24 protein-coding genes are annotated in these 20,565 nt (G+C 28.8%); 2 read left to right on the top strand and 22 right to left on the bottom strand.

Features of this window, described 5'->3' with window-relative positions; all coding sequences use genetic code 11:
- Positions 1-8 precede the first annotated feature (8 nt).
- The 13 genes from RYO54_RS14530 to RYO54_RS14590 all read right to left on the bottom strand — a co-directional run bounded on the left by RYO54_RS14530 (position 9) and on the right by RYO54_RS14590 (position 11,416).
- Entirely contained in the window at positions 9-1,193 is a 1,185-nt protein-coding gene (locus tag RYO54_RS14530; RefSeq protein WP_315120232.1) for a hypothetical protein, read from the bottom strand.
- Between the two features lie 74 nt (positions 1,194-1,267).
- Positions 1,268-2,470 carry a hypothetical protein gene (locus tag RYO54_RS14535; RefSeq protein ID WP_315120235.1) on the bottom strand — a complete coding sequence of 401 codons (1,203 nt, stop codon included), beginning with the start codon at positions 2,468-2,470 and terminating at the stop codon, positions 1,268-1,270.
- Positions 2,471-2,668: 198 nt separating this feature from the next.
- Positions 2,669-3,415, bottom strand: coding sequence for a SagB/ThcOx family dehydrogenase (locus tag RYO54_RS14540; RefSeq protein WP_315120238.1), 747 nt, complete (start codon positions 3,413-3,415; stop codon positions 2,669-2,671).
- Between the two features lie 44 nt (positions 3,416-3,459).
- On the bottom strand, positions 3,460-3,963 hold the full coding sequence (locus RYO54_RS14545) for a peptide deformylase (protein WP_315120240.1): 504 nt from the start codon (positions 3,961-3,963) through the stop codon (positions 3,460-3,462).
- A gap of 62 nt (positions 3,964-4,025) precedes the next feature.
- Complete coding sequence (locus RYO54_RS14550; protein WP_315120242.1) at positions 4,026-4,466, bottom strand: GNAT family N-acetyltransferase; 441 nt, start codon at positions 4,464-4,466, stop codon at positions 4,026-4,028.
- 34 nt (positions 4,467-4,500) lie between these two features.
- Positions 4,501-5,430 carry a DUF4261 domain-containing protein gene (locus RYO54_RS14555; protein ID WP_315120247.1) on the bottom strand — a complete coding sequence of 310 codons (930 nt, stop codon included), beginning with the start codon at positions 5,428-5,430 and terminating at the stop codon, positions 4,501-4,503.
- Positions 5,427-5,963 (bottom strand): GrpB family protein, encoded by a 537-nt coding sequence (locus tag RYO54_RS14560; RefSeq protein ID WP_315120250.1) that lies wholly within the window; start codon positions 5,961-5,963, stop codon positions 5,427-5,429. Before RYO54_RS14560 ends, RYO54_RS14555 begins: the two co-directional genes overlap by 4 nt.
- 50 nt (positions 5,964-6,013) lie before the next feature.
- Positions 6,014-6,733 carry a hypothetical protein gene (locus RYO54_RS14565; protein WP_315120252.1) on the bottom strand — a complete coding sequence of 240 codons (720 nt, stop codon included), beginning with the start codon at positions 6,731-6,733 and terminating at the stop codon, positions 6,014-6,016.
- Between the two features lie 81 nt (positions 6,734-6,814).
- Positions 6,815-7,417, bottom strand: a complete 603-nt coding sequence (locus tag RYO54_RS14570; RefSeq protein WP_315120255.1) for a class I SAM-dependent methyltransferase — start codon at positions 7,415-7,417, stop codon at positions 6,815-6,817.
- A gap of 70 nt (positions 7,418-7,487) precedes the next feature.
- Entirely contained in the window at positions 7,488-8,762 is a 1,275-nt protein-coding gene (locus tag RYO54_RS14575) for an MFS transporter (protein WP_315120257.1), read from the bottom strand.
- Positions 8,763-8,820: 58 nt separating this feature from the next.
- Positions 8,821-9,207: a hypothetical protein gene (locus tag RYO54_RS14580; RefSeq protein ID WP_315120258.1), complete on the bottom strand. Its 387-nt coding sequence runs from the start codon at positions 9,205-9,207 to the stop codon at positions 8,821-8,823.
- A 247-nt stretch (positions 9,208-9,454) separates the two neighbouring features.
- Complete coding sequence (locus RYO54_RS14585; protein ID WP_315120261.1) at positions 9,455-10,807, bottom strand: serine hydrolase; 1,353 nt, start codon at positions 10,805-10,807, stop codon at positions 9,455-9,457.
- Positions 10,808-10,966: 159 nt separating this feature from the next.
- Positions 10,967-11,416: a MarR family transcriptional regulator gene (locus tag RYO54_RS14590; RefSeq protein ID WP_315120264.1), complete on the bottom strand. Its 450-nt coding sequence runs from the start codon at positions 11,414-11,416 to the stop codon at positions 10,967-10,969.
- Positions 11,417-11,755: 339 nt separating this feature from the next.
- Between RYO54_RS14590 and RYO54_RS14595 the strand changes: the two genes are divergently transcribed.
- Positions 11,756-13,129, top strand: a complete 1,374-nt coding sequence (locus RYO54_RS14595; RefSeq protein ID WP_315120266.1) for an MATE family efflux transporter — start codon at positions 11,756-11,758, stop codon at positions 13,127-13,129.
- Positions 13,130-13,266: 137 nt separating this feature from the next.
- Here RYO54_RS14595 and RYO54_RS14600 read toward each other — a convergent pair whose 3' ends face one another.
- The 3 genes from RYO54_RS14600 to RYO54_RS14610 all read right to left on the bottom strand — a co-directional run bounded on the left by RYO54_RS14600 (position 13,267) and on the right by RYO54_RS14610 (position 16,184).
- Positions 13,267-13,683 carry a VOC family protein gene (locus RYO54_RS14600; protein ID WP_315120268.1) on the bottom strand — a complete coding sequence of 139 codons (417 nt, stop codon included), beginning with the start codon at positions 13,681-13,683 and terminating at the stop codon, positions 13,267-13,269.
- Between the two features lie 27 nt (positions 13,684-13,710).
- Entirely contained in the window at positions 13,711-14,889 is a 1,179-nt protein-coding gene (locus RYO54_RS14605) for a DUF4272 domain-containing protein (RefSeq protein WP_315120271.1), read from the bottom strand.
- A 107-nt stretch (positions 14,890-14,996) separates the two neighbouring features.
- Positions 14,997-16,184, bottom strand: a complete 1,188-nt coding sequence (locus tag RYO54_RS14610; RefSeq protein ID WP_315120274.1) for a hypothetical protein — start codon at positions 16,182-16,184, stop codon at positions 14,997-14,999.
- A 247-nt stretch (positions 16,185-16,431) separates the two neighbouring features.
- Between RYO54_RS14610 and RYO54_RS14615 the strand changes: the two genes are divergently transcribed.
- Positions 16,432-16,854: a GNAT family N-acetyltransferase gene (locus RYO54_RS14615; protein WP_315120275.1), complete on the top strand. Its 423-nt coding sequence runs from the start codon at positions 16,432-16,434 to the stop codon at positions 16,852-16,854.
- 65 nt (positions 16,855-16,919) lie between these two features.
- Here the strand turns inward: RYO54_RS14615 and RYO54_RS14620 are convergent, their stop codons facing one another.
- From RYO54_RS14620 to RYO54_RS14645, 6 genes are all read right to left on the bottom strand, one after another.
- A complete protein-coding gene (locus RYO54_RS14620) occupies positions 16,920-17,084 on the bottom strand; it encodes a hypothetical protein (protein ID WP_216438102.1) in 165 nt (54 codons plus the stop codon).
- A 225-nt stretch (positions 17,085-17,309) separates the two neighbouring features.
- Positions 17,310-17,435 carry a hypothetical protein gene (locus tag RYO54_RS14625; RefSeq protein WP_315120283.1) on the bottom strand — a complete coding sequence of 42 codons (126 nt, stop codon included), beginning with the start codon at positions 17,433-17,435 and terminating at the stop codon, positions 17,310-17,312.
- 42 nt (positions 17,436-17,477) lie between these two features.
- The gene (locus RYO54_RS14630) at positions 17,478-18,119 is read right to left on the bottom strand and encodes an MBL fold metallo-hydrolase (protein WP_315120285.1); all 642 of its coding nucleotides are present in this window, start codon (positions 18,117-18,119) and stop codon (positions 17,478-17,480) included.
- Positions 18,120-18,432: 313 nt separating this feature from the next.
- A complete protein-coding gene (locus tag RYO54_RS14635) occupies positions 18,433-18,897 on the bottom strand; it encodes an acetyltransferase (protein WP_315120287.1) in 465 nt (154 codons plus the stop codon).
- Between the two features lie 99 nt (positions 18,898-18,996).
- A complete protein-coding gene (locus RYO54_RS14640) occupies positions 18,997-19,551 on the bottom strand; it encodes an SMI1/KNR4 family protein (RefSeq protein WP_315120289.1) in 555 nt (184 codons plus the stop codon).
- A gap of 90 nt (positions 19,552-19,641) precedes the next feature.
- Positions 19,642-20,346, bottom strand: a complete 705-nt coding sequence (locus RYO54_RS14645; protein WP_315120291.1) for an MBL fold metallo-hydrolase — start codon at positions 20,344-20,346, stop codon at positions 19,642-19,644.
- Positions 20,347-20,565 lie beyond the last annotated feature (219 nt).

The following is a 20,565-nucleotide window of genomic DNA, read 5'->3' on the forward strand; positions in this document are numbered from 1 at the left end:
GCTCTAAATCACTTCCCTTTTTCTGCCTTTATCAATTTGTGTTTATATAATAACCATAAGAAAGGATCTTCCACTCTATGAGGTCTTAGTTTTGTGATCTTGTTACTTTCAGGATTGCATCCTAATGCAGTCATCCCAAAATAAGCATAATCTTTAAAATTAGTGCTTAATTGGTTGGCAAAATTCTCCCCTCCCCAGCTTCTAACTAAGGATTCCATAGTGCCATTTACATCTTGAAAATCTAATAAATCAAAATATCCATTGCTTATATGCTTACTTTCATAGTTTATAGAGCTGGATGGATCAACCAAAGATTCCACTGCGTCAATTTTTGAAAAAGCCACTGCTACAGGTATATCAATAAGTTTATCCATTTTTATGCCATTAGCTTTTCTTATAAGATTTGCTGTTCTTGAAAGCAAATCCTCTATTTCCGTATTTCTTTCTGGTAATGAAGTTTCTTCTGGTAACATATCTCTTACTTTTTCTAGCTGCAAAGGGTCTAAAACAAACATAATTCCTGATGAATTGTATATGTATCTATTTACTGCCTTCATTGTATCCTCTGAATCCAAATCCTCTCCTGCAGTATCAAAGAAAGCAATGGTAACCACATTACTTATTTTATTTTTATTGTTTTTAAAAAAGCCTCCAATTCCACCCTTTTGTTTAAAGGTCAATGTGTAAATAAGAGGTTGTTTTACTGATGCATCTGTTTTAGCTGAACGAGTTACTCTTATTACTTCATTTTGCCTAAAAATTGGATTATAAAAATCCGTTCTATATCTATTGATAGTTGAATCATTAATAGCCTGAAGACTACAATTAAAGGCTGATCCTATTTCGTTCATTATTTTATCTATTAATACAGCAATGTAATGACTTTTTCCAGCTTCTTTTGCTCCTATCACTGAAAATATCAAATTATCGTAATTTCCAATAGAATAAGGGAGCTCTTCATTACATGTTGGGCATACCTTTGTAGTTGTTTTTTCACCACATTTATCGCAGGTTTCAAATTCAGGCATTTGTCCCTTACCCTTTTCACCATTGGATTCCATTATAAATCTTGTTCTTGCATTTTCGCATTTTTCCCCTTCATTTTCACATATAAAACCAACTTTATCTAAATCATGTTTTGAAAAGCAGTATGGGCATATATAATAATCTTTCTTTTTAAAGTTAAAGTTCATAATTTATATCACCTCAAATATTAATACTTTATTTTTACAAAATGATTACAATCATTTGAAATATAATATTTCTTTTACTTAAAATATAATCTTTCTTTCGCTGGAGACACTATTCTAAAGAGTCTACTGTTGGTATCATCTTGGAAAAATAGTTTTACATACATGTTTCCTCTTATCTTATCATTAGATAACTCAATATCTATAGACTCATCTTTAGTGATAGCTTCATAATCAATATTCAGTATACTCTCTCCATCAGATTTTTGAAGAGGCATATTTCCAACCTTCCCTACTAGAGTAAGTTGAGGTAAATTCACATCTTTTTCCTTGCTCCACACCATAATTTGTGCGGATTTTAATTTACCAAAAATATTTTTTCTAATTTTTATTTCATAGAATATTTCTGAAGGTTCTTTGTTCACCACAAGCCTTTTTTGCCCCTGTGAGTAAAATGCTTTTCCATTAAAATTTACTTTTGTGTAAACACAAAAATAAAAGTCTCCTTGACTTGCCTTGCTGATAGTATAGCTACCTATTTTATCCTCCCCACACCTCTTAATCTCATATTGTGTTGATGATAAATCTCTAGGCCCTGTTGGAAACTTATCCATTCTGTGACATATTAAAACCTCTTCTATTTCATCTGGCCAACCCCACTCTATTGAAAGTTGCCCATACTTAGTATCCCCTCTTATAAATGACACCTCAGGTATTGAATTTTCATCAAAAGAATATCTCTTCTCCTCTACAGCTTCTACTATAGCCTTCTGTAATTCCTCTTCGTCTTTATGTAGCTCTTCTTTCTCTTCTTCCTCTGCATTGACACATTCTTCATCTATATTGCTACATTCTCTATCTACACTGCTACACTCTTCATTTGCACTGCTATATCCTTCATCTACATTGCTGAATTCTTCATTTATGTTATTTTTATAGCTACTAGATTCAATCTCTTTAACGTCCTCATCATGATCATGTTCTAATTCAATAGGCAATGTAAACTCTTGTGTATTTTCTATATTGTTTATGTGTATATCTTTTACATTACTTATGTGTATATCTTCTGTATTGATTATGTGTGTATCTTCTACATTATTTATATATGTATCGTCTCCAGTAATTTCTGATATTCTCTTCCTTATATCATACTCAGACAATAAATTAAATTTATCTATAAAATTATGTATTTCTTCATTAGAAATATAATCCTTAACAGAAAATATAATTTCTAATTCATCTATCAGTTCTATCAATTGAGATTGCTTTTCTTCAATCATAATTAATTCCTCCATATAACATATCTTTTATATGTAAAATGCAAATATATCCAATTATAGTTTCATACCTACATTTTATCATATAAATTTTATTAATTTCTTAAAATTTCTTAAAGATTTCTTTAATTCATTGATAATTTTAAGAAAGCTGTCTCGCTTTAGAAATTGCTTTCTATTTTGAGACAGCTTTTTATCCGATTATATTTTTCCTACTGGTGCTATATAAACTACAAATTCATCCTCACCATCAATTCTTAAAAATTTATCTATGGCAGGTTGGTCATAGGCACCTATGGCGCATGTTCTACAACCAATGGCCTCACATGCAAGATAGAGATTTTGGCATACATGTCCTGCATCTAGTAACATGGTCTTGTGTGCTGAAACATGGTATCTCCACTCTCCTCTATAAGGAATGCAACTCCATATAAATGTTGCAGCACTTTTTCCTACAAAGGACTGACCAAGTGTTAATTCTGTTAATTTCCCCTCTAAATTTTCCTCATGAAAAAGAAAAATTAATTTATGGCTTAAAGCTAAGTAACGATATACTCCATTTTTTAATCCTTCAACTCGATTTATAACTAAATATGTTTCAAAGGGGTGTCTTGCTCCTCCAGAAGGTACAGTTCTCATGCTAGCATAATTATTAGCTGAAACCTTCTTCACTCCTTGCGTTGCCCAAAGAAGAAAAGATAACTCTTCTAGTGATAAACTCTCTTCTGTATGCCTTCTATGGCTTTTTCTATCTTTAATAATAGTTAATATATTTGTTTTCTTTAAAATTTCTTCACTTATCTCAGGCAAATCTATAAGCTCATCACTTCCATTATAAGATTTTTCTAACGGAGGTTGAGGTAATTTCTTTTCCTGATCGGACTTTATGTCATCCCATTCTGTAAAATTAGATTTCATCCATTGACGTTGTAATTTTGCTTCATTCATAAATTCTCTCTCCTAATAAATTATAGTTATTTAATTATCTTTATTTAAAAACATCCCGATTTATCTTTATTTATCCTAAAAGATTTATTATCAATTGCCCTCTGTACCGCTAATATACCATCTAAATGGTCATATTCATGTTGTATCAATTCTGATAAATCACCTTCAAACTCTAAAATGCAATCATTCCACTCTAAGTCTTTATAATAAACTTTACACTTTCTATATCTATATAACTTAACTTCTAAGCCTGGATAGCTCATGCAATCATCCCACATTTCAAATTTATCATCCTCTATAAATTCAAGTCTAGGATTTATAAATGCTATAGAATTATCATCAAAATTCATATATATTATTCTATAAAGCTCATTTATCTGTGGTGCTGCTATAGCTCTTCCAAAGCCATATTTATCTCTGAACTCCATCATTGTATCATGTAAATCTTCAATTATTTTCTTTGCCTTATGAAGTTCATCCCCTGAAACCTCCTTACAAACCTTATATAAATTTTCATTTCCTAATAAAAGTATTTCTCTTACAGCCATGATTTCCGCCCTCTCATTTACATATTTATCTATGCATTTATTTATATATTTTAAATTTATAATTATATATCTTTGCTCATAATTATCATTTTGTCATGTATTTCATACTCATTTCTTCTATAGAATCCCTCTGTTTTATCGGATTTTGCTGTAAGCAAATGTATATAATTCACACCTGTTTCTTTTAAATGTTTTTCTAAACATTTTAATATTTTACTTCCAATTCCATTTTTCTGAATGTTTGTATCTATAAAAAACTCTTTTATGTTATAGTGGAATCCATCATACCATTGCTCATAGTTCCCCATAATTACCCCTACTATTTTATTGTCTTTCTTATAAACTAATCCTTTAAAATTAGGTGTTATATATATATCTTCTAATCTCTTACGAGCAGTGTTGAAGCTCCATTTATCATTCCAAGGCTCTGCATTAAATGCTGCTATGAATAAATTTGAGCATTCATCTAAATTGCCATATTCAAAATTTTCAATGGATTCCATATTCATATTCCTCCCTATAACTTAATTTGACATTCTATTTTTTATTTATTTCACTTTCATTTATTTTTTCTATAACTAACGTACCTAATGGACTTTCCAAATACTCCTTTTCCCTATACACATCTCTAAATTTTAAATAAACCTCTTCTTCTATTTGCAATGTATGTCCACTTTCCACTATAGCTTGATTTTCATAGATATAATAAAATATATTATTAAATATTTCATTTATTTCAGATGCTTCTTTAATATCACCTAAATATGCAAAATCATTTACTCCAAATATGTGATTACCTTTTGTAAACATCCAAGTTCCATATTCCATTGGCATCTTAATAAAATTTGTCCATAACATTAGCGGTGGTACTTCCCTAGATTCCATCAACATTTCTTTAGTAACTAAATCTTCAACAACATATGCTGGCTGACATGTCCAGGCATCTTCATTAATAATCCCTACTAATCCTTTTTCCTTAAAGCCATATATTACTTTATATAAAGCTATGTATTTTTCTGAAGGATCTAGATTTTGTCCATCATAGTAGCAAATTATATGCGCTTTATGATTTCTAATATTATCTTTATCCTCTGGCTTCCAATAAGAACAATCCACAGTATAATTGATAACGTCATCTGGCAAAGGAGCATTAAATCCAACTAATTTTATCTTGTGATCATCAAATTCAATCACAGCCAACAATGCTTCTCCATTGTTCAATTCCTCTTCTGCTGTAACTTCTACCCCTGCATTTATTTTTTCTATTTTCTCTATTCTTTCACTTAGGTTTTTTCCATCTATTATAGGAAGGTTATCAAATACCATTATTAGTGTTGGTTTATCTTCTAAATTTAAATCTTTATCTTCATTCTCTTCTTTATGTTGATTAAGCTCATTTTTATTTTCTTTTCTACCAAAAAATTTATCTATTAATCCCATTGCTATTCTCCAACTTTCTATTTTCACTTATTTCCCTTTGCCCATTTTTCCGCTTTTTTATCTATCTCCTTTATGAATGCATCTTTCCCATTACAATAAGCTTCAATATCATATTTAAACTTTTTAGCCAATTCATTCTTTAATTCACTGTATTGATTTGCTTCTTTAGGATGAGCCACTAGATAGTCTCTAAAATTTATGTGCCTGTGTATTTCTGAATTTCCGCTTTGAAAAATATGAATGTGATGTGTTCTATTATACAATCCTTTTAAAAGGAATCTACGACCTTTTATTCTGTATTCTCCTTTAGGTATATATCCTAAACTCTCCATTTCATTATTATACTTATCAACATTATTTATATCTTTAACTTCAATTAAAATATCTATTATAGGTTTTGCCTCTATCCCTGGAATGGCTGTACTACCAATATGGTGAATTTGAATTATTTCTTCCTTCATTATATTATGTATTATTTTTGATTCTCTTAAATATTCTTCTTTCCATTTAGGGTCATGTGGAACTACTTCTATTATTCTTACCTGACTTTCTCCATTCACACCTATATCCATCCTCCATTAATTTTATTAATCATGTAATATAGCTATAATTATACTTCTCTAGAGTTACTATAGTCATTATCTGTGTTCTTAAAATCAGCCCTTAAATTGTTAAAATCAGAATAACATTCATTGCTCACAGGAACTATTATATCAGAGGCCTCTAATATTCCAGTGTTGTGCAATAATGCATAATTAATTACATGTTTTAATGCTTTTAAATTGTCCTCATCCATTATTCTTGAAACTAAATTTTCATAGGCAGGATCTTCTATTAACTCTTTTAAATAACTCAACTTAGAATTATCTATATACCCGCCTCCACAATAGTTTCTAGTTATTAATCCATCGCCTTCATCTTCAATTTCCTTAAATGTATCTGGTGAAAGTTCCACTAAACTTTCTAGTAGTCCATTAAATGTTTTCTTACTGTTATTTAATAGTTTATTAGATATTCTTTGACTCTCGCTTTCTTCCATACAAATAAAACTTATACATCCTTGTCTTGAATACCAATATGGGTGAATATATCCCGCTATTGCTGCAGCGGCAAATCCATAGGATTCTCCAAATTCACACTCTCCATTAAGCAATTCATCTCTGAATTCTTCTAATCTCATATATATGTTTTTAATACTCTCTTGCTTATTATCGTCTTTTGATATCATTAACGCTCTTTCTTCTGCTAAGCTTGGCTTTTCAATAACATCAAATACAAAAGTTTTTAATTCCTCCCTTGTAATTGGATGAAATGTTATGTCAAATCCCATAATTATTTCTCCTCTTTGTATTTATTATAAATTAATTATCTAAAGAAATTTTCTATTATCAGCTTTTATTTACATACACTTCTACTCTCGTTCACAGGAAAAACAAAAATAATCACTATCATCTATTTTAATGTTTTTAAAATTATATTTATTTGAAAGCTCTAATAATGTAACGTCTTCTGGTATAGGTTCCTTTTTATCAGAAACATATCCTATATTTTTATGATGTTCTTTTAAACCATCTCTTGTTTTAGAATGGGCGATAATAAATTTCCCACCTATTTTTAAATTATTATAAGCATTTTTAAAGACCATATCTAGATTATTAAAATGAGGTATACTATTATAAATAATTATATAATCAAAAGGATTCTCAAATGACACTATGGTTTCAAAGTCTGCTTGTCTAACATCCACTTCTGGATAAATATTAAGAAATTCATTTACCATATTTTCTGATATATCTATTGCAATATATTTGGAAAGATTTTTGTCTTTAAGAATAGAAAAAAGAATTCCAGTTCCACAAGCTACATCTAAAACTGTGTCATTTTTTTCAATGTTAAACTTCTCAATAAAGTCAAAGGCTACATCATAATTTCTCTTTGGTATATTGCTATTCCATTGTTTTGCTTTTTCATCAAACTCATTAATTTCAATCTGGTTTTTTAATTTACTTTCCATTTAAAGTCCTCCTTACAGTATATAAAGCATAAGATTTTACATTCTACCAATTATACCATTTAAACATTTACTATATATTAATTATTTTTTTTACCTTTGATAAGAATGAAAGATAGATAAATAATACTAGGTACATAGCATAATCAGCAAAAATAACTATATTTATATTTATTTTTTCACCTAAAACTCCAGCAATCACCATACCTAATGGCATTAAAGCAGATGACAAAGTACGGCTAAATGCAAATACTTTTGATCTCATATTTGAAGGCACGCTATTTTGCATACTTGATTGAATTAATGAATTTGTTATAGCTATAGAAAATCCATTAATAAAAAACAAAACAGCAATTAAATGAAAGTTTAAAGTAATGGAGAAAATTATCATTGTGATAGCCGTTGTAATTCCACTCCATATGAAGGCATAAAATTTATTTTCCTTTTTTAGCTCCAATATAGATAAGCTAGTAAATCCAAGAAACATTCCAAATGTATTAATTGCCATTGCTATTCCATACTGACCTATGCCAAGTTGATTATTCATTTTAAACCAAGGTAGTGTAAGAGTTATTGACATTGAAGCACAAAAGTTTAAAAAAGAAATTGTTATATAAAGATATTTTAGCCCCTTCGCGTTTTTTACAAAATTTATTCCCGCCTTCATATCCTCCCAAAAACTTGAGTCTTCTAGGGATATTTCAATTTTAGGTATTTTAATAAAATATTCAGTAGCAGCTGAGAATAAGAAGCTTATTCCATTTAATAAAAATACTATAGGTGCTCCAATAATTTGAACTAAAAAACTTCCAAAAGCATATCCTGTTATATCATTTCCTGTAGTCATTAAAGAAAATGTTGAGTTTGCTTTTAGTAATTTAGATTTCGGAACGATGTCTGGTATTGATGAATCAATGGTTGGATTAAAAAAGCAACTGCATATACCCACAATAATACCAACTAGAAGAATCATCCATACTTTTAAGACTCCTGTTATTGCTGCTATTCCTACAAGAACTATGGATAGCCCACTAATAGCATCTGTAATAACTAATATTTTCTTTCTGTCATGCCTATCAATAAATGCCCCTGCAAATGGGGATATAAAAACTTCAGGTAAAACAGTAGCCGCCATAAGTGCTCCCATTAATGCTGTTGAGCCTGTCTTATCAAGAATCCAAAATCTAAGTGCTATATCATAAACTGTATTGCCAAAAATTGATACTAATTGGCCTTGCAGTAATAAAATAAAATTTATATTCCACAGCTTTTCTCCTAATCTTTTCTCAGTTCCCAAGTTAATAACTAAGTCCGACTCTTCTCCTTTATTTCCAATTCCTTTTTCCATAGTTCCCCCTAAGCTATACAAAATTTAAAATAATTATATAAAGAACAATTTTTTATATCTAGAAAAATTCTTTTTTCAAAATAATAACAAGCATTAATACTATACTTATAATAAGGGAGTTAAATATTAAATATTTTTTATTAATTTTTTTATGATTAAACATATATTCAGTAATATAGATCATAGCAATATCAACAATTAAAATAGATACAAATAAGATAATTAAAGTGACTATATTGTTTATTGGATTAGTAGTTACAAGTTTATCTATTACATTTGCAATGGCTATAGTACTGGAAAAAGCAACATCTAATATAATAATTTGTTTTTTAGTTTTACTTTTTCTAAAAATAAAATATATTCCTACCCCAAAAACAAAGAAATTAATACTAGTTCTGTATAAGAAATATATTAATAGATTTATAACAAACTGTAATAATTCCATATTTAAATTCCCCTCTATAAAGTTCTAACAATCTTAAATAATTTACTATTAATTAGCTGCAAGAGCTGTAATTTTATAATTTATCCCTAGTTTATAGTATATAACTTTTAATCCTTAATTTTCAATATATTGAGCTATTTTACAGAGATATATGGAAATTTAAAGCTCAAAATTAAAAGAGTTATTGATAAGTATTATATCAACAACCCTCTTAATTTCTTGGTTTAGAATTACATAAGAGAATTTTTTAATCAATTCGAATTGCTTTTTCACCACCAGATTGATAAATAACTAACTCACAAACTTTTCCTTTTTCATCTTTTAAAAACTCCACTTCAACTAAAGCATGTTTTATAAAAAACCTTGTCTCTGATAAAGGTAGCAATTCATATGGTGGTCGCATTAACATTTGAAAAAATAGTTTTTCATCTTTTTTTGTAACTATTATTTTCAACTCAGGAGCTAAAAGATATGTGCCTATATATTGGTCATAAACACTTTTATCTATATTTGCTACTTCTTTTTCCTTAGGAACTTCTGGAATGACATATGGTTTATCAAACAAGATTTGCTGTACTGCTAAAATGGTTTCTTGTTGAAAGCCTATATTTTGTTCAAAATTGCATAGATATATAATTGTTTTATCCTCATCTATATAACGAAATAAATAAGTGTTATATCCTGGCCATCCACCACTATGACTAACTATCCTTCCCATATCATCGTCATAATCAATAATCCATCCAAATCCATAGTCAAAGGTTTTTTTATTATTTAAACATACCGGTGCAAAAGCTTCTTCTAATTTTTCTCTAGTCACTAGCTTTTCTGAATATAATGCTCTATCCCAAATAAATAGATCTTCAAGATTTGAACTTATCATTCCATCTCCCTGCATTCCATCTAAGAATACAACATATTCTGTTCCATCTAATTTATCTGGAAGCTCATATGTCTCTGACTCATGAGAGTACACATATCCATAAGCATAATCAAATATTTCTTCTTGGCGATATCTACGGTTATATACTCTTGAATTCTTCATACCAAGTGGCTGAAAGATGTATTTAGCCATATATTTCTCGAAACTCATCCCTGTTACTCTTTCTATAATCAAAGCAAGAATAACATATCCGGTATTACTATACTCCCACTTTTCATTAGGTTGAAAATACATAGATGGTTTATATTTTTTTAGCATTTCTAATACATTTTCATTATTAGCAATCTTATTATAATTCCATTTTTCTAGAAAGAGAACAGAGTAATCTGGCAAACCGGATGTATGATTAAGAAGTTGTCTGATTGTAATTCCCTTGTAAGGAAAATCCGGAATCCATTGCTCAATCAAGTCTTCATAGTCAAGTTTCCCTTGTTCCTTTAAAATCATAATTCCCATGGCAGTGAATGGCTTAGATACAGAGGCTAATTCAAATACAGAATCAGCGGTCAGTGTACGATTAGTTGATGTATCTGCAATACCAAAGGCTTCTTTATAAATTATTTCTCCACCATCTGCTACTAAAACTGCTCCATTAAATTGGCTTTTCTCAGCTAAATCCATAAATAAATTATGAAGTTTTTCTTGTTTTTTATTCATAAAAATTCCCCCTTTGAATTAAACATTTAAAACAAAATAACTAATAAAACATTTTAAGAATATATAAAGATACTTATATAATTTTTCAATAGAAATATTTTAGTTTTTTGCTTTAGAAATATAAACATTTTAGTTTACTTAATTAAAGAGTAAAAAAAATTATTTTTGTTGTAGTTCTTTTTCAATAGCCCTCTTAAATTTTAGTGAAAGTTTTCTTAAAACTACAATCTCATCCCAATCCAGTTTTGAGTAAAAGCGATTAATAATAGAACGTTCAACCTCTTCGTATCTTTTAAAATACTCAACACCTTTTGTATCCATTTCAACAAAGATCTCTCTACGATTACTAGGATTAATTTCTCGCTTTATATATCCTTCTTTTTCTAGTTTACTGACAATTTGACTAACTGCACTAGATGTAATTTCCATAGCTTCAGCAATTTCACTTATATTGAGACTTCCATGTTTATATACCAACTCAAGCAAAACACCTTGCTTTGTTGTTATTTCATCATCCATTAATTCTCTATATTCCTGTAATAACATCATGCTACATGCATAGTCTGCTTCTCTCATCTCTTTTACATATTGAATAAGTTCCTCATTCATTTTAGCAACCTCCATTGTTAAGATACCTTAATAATTAATATGTATTAATAATATATCTTTTTCTTATCATTTGCCAAGCATATTAAAAAATAATTAGAGAATTCGGACATAAATCTCAGTAAAAATTTAATTAACCAAATCTAATATTTTTCCTTTCCTATACCTTTATATCCTAATTCTCTAATATCAATAGGCAGATTTTCCATATATTCATTTATATGTTATCATATATTTAATCACCTAAAAATAAGGTGATATATTTATGTAATGAATTATATTAAATTATTAATATTTTTATTATGAAAAGACATTATTTTGCGACAAAGGAGTATACTCACTATGGTAATAGATATGAAAAAAGGAAATCCAACAAAACTTATATTAAGCTTTGCATTTCCAATGCTTATCGGAAACATATTTCAGCAAGTATACAATATGGTTGATTCTATTGTAGTTGGTAGATTTGTAGGTAAAAATGCCCTTGCTGCTGTCGGTTCATCTTTTTCCCTTATGAACTTCATTACTTTATTAATAATTGGACTATGTATGGGAAGTTCTATTGTGATTTCTCAATATTTTGGTGCTGAAGACTATGAAGGTTTAAAACGTGTAGTTTCAACATCTTTTATTTTTATGTTTATATTTACTATATTTTTATCAGTTTTAACATTTTTATTTACAGAACCCCTTTTAGTACTGATTAAAACTCCAGCTGAAATATTAAAAGACTCTACTTCTTATCTTCAGATTGTTTTTGCTGGATTAATATTTACATTTTTATATAATGCATCAGCGTCACTTTTAAGAGCATTAGGTGACTCAAAAACATCCTTATATTTTTTAGTTATTGCTTCTATTATCAATATTGTATTGGATCTTGTATTTGTTTTAAATTTCAAAATGGGCGTTACAGGAGTTGCATATGCTACGGTTATATCCCAGGCTGTTGCTTCAATTTTAAGTTTAATATATGCTTTTTCAAAGGTTCCCATACTAAAAATGAAGAGAAAAGAATTTGTATTTGATCGTACAATTTTTCCGGTTATAGCAAAGTATAGTTTCTTAACTTCTATGCAACAATCTATTATGTCTATAGGAATGGTAGCTGTACAAGGCCTTGTAAACACATTTGGTGCAGATGTAATAGCAGCCTTTACTGCCGCTGGAAAGATTGATTCACTTGCATACCTTCCTGTTCAAGATTTTGGTAACGCCTTCTCAACTTATGTAGCCCAAAACGTAGGAGCAGGTGAAACAGAAAGGGTAAAGCAAGGAGTAAAATCTGCCATTAAAACAATTGTTGTTTTCTGCATTATTTCATCCATTTTGATTCTAATGTCATCAGAATATCTTATGAAAATATTTATTGACTCCAGTGAAGTAAAAGTAATACAAACTGGCATTGAATATATATCTGTAGTTGGAATGTTTTATATGTTAATTGGATTTCTTTTTATGTTCTATGGTTTCTTTAGAGGAGTAGGCAATCTTAAAATGTCTGTAGTATTAACAATAGTCTCTCTTGGTACTCGTGTACTAATGGCATACACACTTTCTTCTATTTCATTTATTGGTCAAAAGGGTATTTGGTGGTCCATACCTATTGGATGGGTTTTAGCAGATATTCTTGGATTTATAACTTACAGAAAAGGTAATTGGCAAAATAATATTGATTTAGAATATAAAACAACTGTGGAAAAAGAATTTGCATAGATAAAAAGGCTCACCATAAGGTAAGCCTTTTTATTATCATTTAAATCCAAATCCTTCTCATATATCCTAAACCATCATGTATTAAAGCTCTAATTACCCAGGAAATATCTTTTCTGCACTCATAAAATGTAAATCAGTTAGGAGTTGTTCTCTGTCATAAGCTCCCATCTCACACCAAACCTGTCCACTAATGATACCATACAAGTACTATATGTAGTTTCCTTTAGTGGTACGATATCGCTCCCCCCAATACTTAACATTGAATAGGCATCCTTTACCTCATCTACAGATTCAAAAGTAACAACAATAGATAAATTCCTACCAAATGGAATTTTATCTAAAGAATCTGAGAACATAAATCGCTGACTACCAATTATCATCTCTGCATGATATACATATCCTTGCTCTTTTTCTGATAATAAATTGGATAAATCAGATGGGTCTGCATCACTATAATGCATCAATGTAGTTATCCTGCCTCTAAATACTTTTTCATATAACTTCAATGCCTGTTCACATTCTCCATTAAAATGTAAGTTAGGCGTAATAATCATACACTACTCCTCCTCGATTTTTTAAAATTATGTATCTGTTCCAACATCATCCCATTCATTATCCATATAATTAATTAGCCAATTTAAAGTTTTATGTCTTTCAACTACTATACCACTATCTAATTCTGAAGGAGCTTGTATTCCTTTTATTCTTGCATCCACACAAGCCCAATCATATCTATAGATTAAATCTGCTTCATCAAGTATTTCTTCTTTTGACCTTAAATTTGATTTATTTAAGAATTCATTGAAGTTTTCAAAGTTTTTTAAAATACTTACAGATTTTGCAACGTCGCATATTTTATCGGGATATTCAAGTCTTTCAATAAATCCTAAAGCCCATAGTAATGTCCAAAGACACTCATATCTCCATGCAAACTGAATGGAATTTTCTTCTTTTGGATCATCATTATTTATAAATTTCATTTCATCTGGTGAAAAATAATCCTGTGCACTAAAGATATTTATTACATTAGAAATAGTCTCTTTTTCTACATTAATGTCTTCGCCGCTTAATTGACATTCACCCTTAAGTGCAACAATACATAAAGCTACAGCACGCTTAACAACCTCTTCTTTAGTCCTTATTTTTGCATCTTCCTCTCCAACTATAGGAGGTAAGTGTTCTATAAATGGTATGTTTTTCTCTAAAAGAATTTTTTCAGACCTTTCTTTACGTTTTATCCCAGAATCAGTTATCTTTAAGTTTTTATCTAAATAACTAGTATGTGCGGTAACTACAAAATCTTCTATTTCAGAATTTCCATCTAAATCAAGTATTAATTTTCCATCATTGTTTAGCATTTCTTGTGAGCCCCAAAAGATAATACCATCTAACTTTTTAGCTATAGTTAATAGTTCCCTGTAAAATTCTTCTGATATATCCTTTTCACTTGAAATACCAATAGCCATATTCAAAGTAGTAATCTTCATTAATAATTTTTGTTTAATATCATTATTTTTTGCTGGCACTTGAGCGTAAAAATTATACATTCCATTGATGTTTGTAGAAAACTTATCCGGATTAGTTTTGCTTGTCATAATATTAAAGCTATTTACTGACTTACTGAATAATTTATTATTTATAACACTTATGTTAGTCTTGTCCTCATTAATTCTTATAGTTTTAGATTTATAAATGTTACCAATAATTTCATAGAATTCATCTAAATCAAAATAGGAACTATAAATTGCACAATTTCTCAATATTATCGGTTCTCCCTTCATTACATACATAGTATTGTGACAAAACTTTTCATATTCATAAGTTCTTTTCTAACAATTTTTTTAATAAACTATAATACTCTGTTAGATTATTGTTCTTTGTTCCACAATACAAATTCCTTATTGCACTGATAAGTTACTACTAATTGAAATAATTCCAAATCTGCTATAGCTGCATTTTCATCTATGTACCCAACAAAGGTCGCATATTTATTAAAACCATTCTTCCCTTTATCTTTTAATAGCTGTGTATTATCAAATATAGAAGTTGAAGAATCATAAGACTGTAAATATTCTGCTGGGTAAAACAAAGGCTTTACTGATACATTATCAATAGTTTCATAAATTACATATATGGCCTTTTTACCATTAGGTATGTTAATACTATAATCCTCTCCTTTTCCCCCTTCAATAACTCCCTCTATAAGGATTTTGTCTGTAAACTCTCCCCATTGTTCAGAATGAATCTCAATGGATTTTTGATATTTTCCAAAAGGTAATTTAAGATTTATACGTGCCACGTAATGTTTTGTATAATTTTTGAATACAAACTTTAGGTTATGTATATTATTTATAGGTATGATATCTTCACTTCTATAAATTAAATCTGCAATAATTATAGATTGATTTTTTAAATAATCTGGTATATTTATAAGGCTTCTAAATTTATTAAAAAATTCTCTTTCTTTTCTTTCTTTTTCTTCTTCATATTTTAAATATTCCTCTTCATCGTCAATGGATGATAACGAATCCATTAATGATGACAAAGTCTCTTTAAGATCTTCATTCTGAAAAATATTATTTATAGCTTCTTCTTGCGAAATTTCTGATAGCTCTATACCATTCTTTGATATTTCATTTGTATTAATATCTTCAATGAAATTTGAGTTAGATATATCTTTTGAATTGATATTTATTTCTACTTTATTTTCTATAAAATTTTCTGGCTCATATCTGTAGCCAGTTGTATTTCCTTTGTTTTCGCCAACTTTTATACCATTTACTTTAATATAATAATTAGCATTTTCCAATGGCCATTTTGAAGTCGATAATTCTGCTATATTTTTCGACCATCGTTCCCCAATATTATAATTTGTTTCTTCATATTCTTCATACTCATGAGTATTTTTAGATTTCATTAAATTTCTTGGTGCTAAAACCTCTAATATATACTTACCCTTAACGGGGTATAGTGCAGAGGCATATAGGTTGCCCATCAATGGTTTATTAATTTCAATATAATCCGTATTATTAAATCTATATTCTCCTGTTGTCATACCTTATCTCCTTTTAATATAAAAGTTTTAATATACTAATATTTCTGATGAAACAAATTAAATAACAGTATAATCCATAATATCATTATATTGTTATATCAAAATTAATACAATAAAAAATCATTTAATTCCTTGTCTGGTCCGGTCTAAGGTTGATATAATTAGAATAGTAATAATATTTATGTGAATTATCAAATTAACTTTTAAACATTAAATAAAGGATAGGGGATACATGATGAATATAATTATGAAAAACATTGCATATGACTCAAAAGAGTATGAGGATACTGTTGATCTTAGAAATGAAGTATTTCGTAAACCTTGGGGACTGGATATTAAAAATGATGATTTAAGCCCCGATAAAAACATGGATATGTATGGTGCCTTCTTAGATAATAAATTGATTGCTACAGTTTTCTTAACAGAAGATGATAAAGAAACAGCTAGAATAAAAAATGTGGCTATATTTAAAGAATATAGGGGAACTGGTCTTGGAAGATACCTAATGGATTTTATAGAAAACATAGCTAGAGAAAGAGGCTACACTAAAACCGCTCTAATGGGTAGGGTTTCAGTAGAGGATTTCTATAAAAAATTAGGATATAAGAGCATTGGTGAACCTTATGATTATAAAACCATTCCTCATATAGATATGATAAAGGATTTATAGATTTTAAATACAAAAGCAGTAAGGTTTTTATTCTTACTGCTTTCTACAACTCTACGCAAAAGCAATTATTTATTTTTACTCTTTTTGCTTGCAACCCAAAATGCTAGTATTACTAAAGGAATAAATATAAACCATGGAATATTAATGGTACTTTGAATTATAAATGAAATTACTAATAAAACAACAACTCCCATAATGCAGTAAAAACAACCTCGTCCGAATGTTTCCATAAAACAAATCCCCCCTTGAATAGTATTCAGTATTAATGTGTCTTAATACAAATGCTACCAATTATATTTTACCATAATAAGTAAGTTAAAAAAACCAGCTTATATACGTCCATAAGCTGATTTACCTTTAATAAAGGACTTTCTTATTTGAGAAAATCTATAAAGAGGAGCATATCAATTCCTATATGCACTATTAGGTTTTCTCACCTAACTTTTTATTGTTAATTAGAAGTCGTCTAATATATACTTACCCTTAGTAGTGTATAGTGCAGAGGCATATAGGTTGCCCATCAATGGTTTATTAATTTCAATATAATGAGTATTATTAAATCTATATTCTCCCGTTACCATATAGCTTCTCCTTATCATACTCTAAACTTAAATGAATTTTTCTTACATCATACTTAATATTTCACCTATCACTTCTTTTTTAAGGACTATATTATGTCCTGATATGCAGGTGTCAAAATCCATTTCCTCATATTTTTTCATTGTATTAATATAAACATCCTTATCACAATAAATACTTGGAATAATATCATCCATACTGTCGCCAATATTATCTCCAACAAAAAGTACTTTTTCTTCTTCATCTAAAATACTTATCGAATCTAATGTATGTCCAGGTGTATGAAATAACTTAATTTTATCTTCTGGAAAATATAGTTCTTTTTCAAAAACCAAATTTGGAAGATACATTTCAACCTCACCATAGCAATATTGCTTATTCTTCTGTATCATATCTCCCCATTTTGATTCTATCATTCCACTACATAATTTATGAGATATAATTGTATTATTTCGCAATGAATTATTTCCCCAAATATGGTCCCAATGATGATGTGAATTTATTACAATTGTTTGCTTATTATGATTTTTTAAGTATTCATTAATTGGAGCAATACTTAAAGAACCTAGACCTGTATCAATAATGTAATTTTGTTTTTTCCCAATAATTAAATAAATATTTAAATTCCACTCTGGGTTAATATGTGTAAATAAAATCCCTCTATTTTTTATTTTTTCAATTCTCATTACCTTATCCCTCCTGTTTTAATCATTTAATTTCAAATCCCCTAGCCTATTTAAAATTACTTTAATAAATTTATATTATCTATATCTTCTCTTGCTTTTGCTTTTGCTATATCTAAAGCTGTTTTTCCATTATTATTAATTATAGTTTTATATCTTGATAAATAGCTATTGCTTTATATAAATCCTCTAAATTATACATAATAATACTCCTTCTAATTTTTCAATATAATTTTTTAATACCACATTACTCTAAGTGTAAATGATCTATTATCTCAAGTGTACTCTATAACTTTTTCTTTAAAAAATGCAACCACTATTTTTTATCATCAGATAATTGCATATGTAATAATGGGAAAGGTTTATTCATACCGTCTCTCTCTGACCTTCCAATAACTTCAAATCCCATATGTTTGTAAAAGCCTACCGCTTGTTCATTCTGCTCATTCACATCTACAAATTTTACATTAAGAACATTTATGGCATACATTATTAATTGCTGTCCAATTCCTTTTCCACGTACTAAAGGATGAATAAATAGCATTTCTATTTTCTCTTTTTCTAACCCTATAAAGCCTACAATATTATCGTTCTCGTCACGTATACATGCCAATTCTACCATATGCAAAAATTCATTCTGAATTAAAGGTTTGAAAAATTGAATATCCTGTTCCGTTAAAAAATGATGGGTTGCCCGTACCGATGCTTCCCAAACTTCCACTACTTGCGGAAATTCTTCAAGCTTTATAGTATCTATATTATTTTTTATTTTATCACTCATAATTCTTGTCTCTCCTTTTATTTACTTAATACTTATAAATCTACAGCTGCACATATTAGTACAATAGTAAAAATATATTTAAAAATCCTATGTTAACTTTTATTCCACGTAGAATCTTTTAGGAAAACCTTTTATATTCCCAATTTCAAAATGCTCATCAAAATCCTTTTCTTCTTTTGTTTCATAAAATTCATTTATGGCTTCAATAAAACATTTAAGATTAGGAGCAATAATGTTTCTATCATTATCTGCATGCCAAAACTCAATCAACTGCCCTTGCTCACCGGTGAAGATCCCCCTTATATCATAACAAATGTAGTCACCACCGCCATTATGCAATATTGGTATCCAGTTTTCATTCCACCAATTTTCAATGTCAAAATCATATCCAATCATTGAAGTCAATTCACTTCCTGAATTCAACGCCTCTTCTAATGGGATAAACATTGAATTGTTTACAAAGGAATCATAACAATCATTCCTTTGTCCATTTTTCCACTGATAAAGTTCTTTTAAGTCTTTAGGTAGAATAATATTAAATTTTTCTTCTAAAGCTTTAATTTGATTTTCTTTTAATGGTTCATTGAGCATTGAATAAAAATCAGGCCTTTTTGCTCTTAAGTAATTATCTAAAATATCTAATTGTTCCTTCATATATTTATAATCCTCCTATTTTATTTATTCGTCAATTCTAATGTAATCTAAGATCCATTCATTATTAGATATAAAGGATTAAATATTTATCTAATTAATATCTGTATTAAAACATTCACCGTTTTTTAAATGAATAAGTTGAGTTCGTAAATTTTGCTCTAAAATTTTATCACTAAGCCTACTTATAGATACTTTAGTATGAGCAAATGGTAATCGAGGGGCAATGTCTTGATGCATAGGTATAAGTATTTTAGGAGTTAAATCCTTTAAGGACTTTAACGCTCCTGATTCTCCCATGGTCATTGGAGGTAAATAATATGTTATAGGTAGCATTGCAATATCAATTGCATGCTCTCTAGGTATATCTTTCATGAACTTTCCATAATAAGTGTCACCAGCAAAATACAGAGTTGCACCTTCTGATTTGATAATATAACCCACAGCTGGGCATACATGGTTGGCTTGTACAACAGTTATTAAAAAGTCCCCTACAACAAATTCCTGACCCTTTTGAATCCATTTACTCTTAAACATCAATGTATTTAGCGACCACTTGGGAGAATATATTGTACATTTATCTTTAAATTTATTTAAGAACTTACTATCCATGTGGTCGAAATGGCTATGACTTAACAAAATAGCATCAAGATGTTCAATTTCTTTATAATATGTTGAAACATTAGTAGTCCTCTTATATAGTAAATTGCCACTATTGCTGAAATATGGGTCAAGCATTATTTGAGATTTTTTACTCTTTAGTAATACAGAACAATTTCCTAATAATTTTATTTCCATATTATTTTACCCCTTTTCAATTTTTACTGTTAAAGTATTGTATTTCAGATAATATTCATGACAAATTGCTTCTTATCAGTCAATTATATATTAGATTATTCTGGATATTTTATCAATAATTAACCAATATATAGTTATCAGTGCAATGTGTTTTTATTTTATTAATTTTTATCCGATGACTACCATCCGTAATACTCCCATCGCACTCTGTGAAAGCGA

This window comes from uncultured Clostridium sp., from assembly GCF_963515715.1.
Classification (GTDB): Bacteria; Bacillota; Clostridia; order Clostridiales; family Clostridiaceae; genus Clostridium_AW.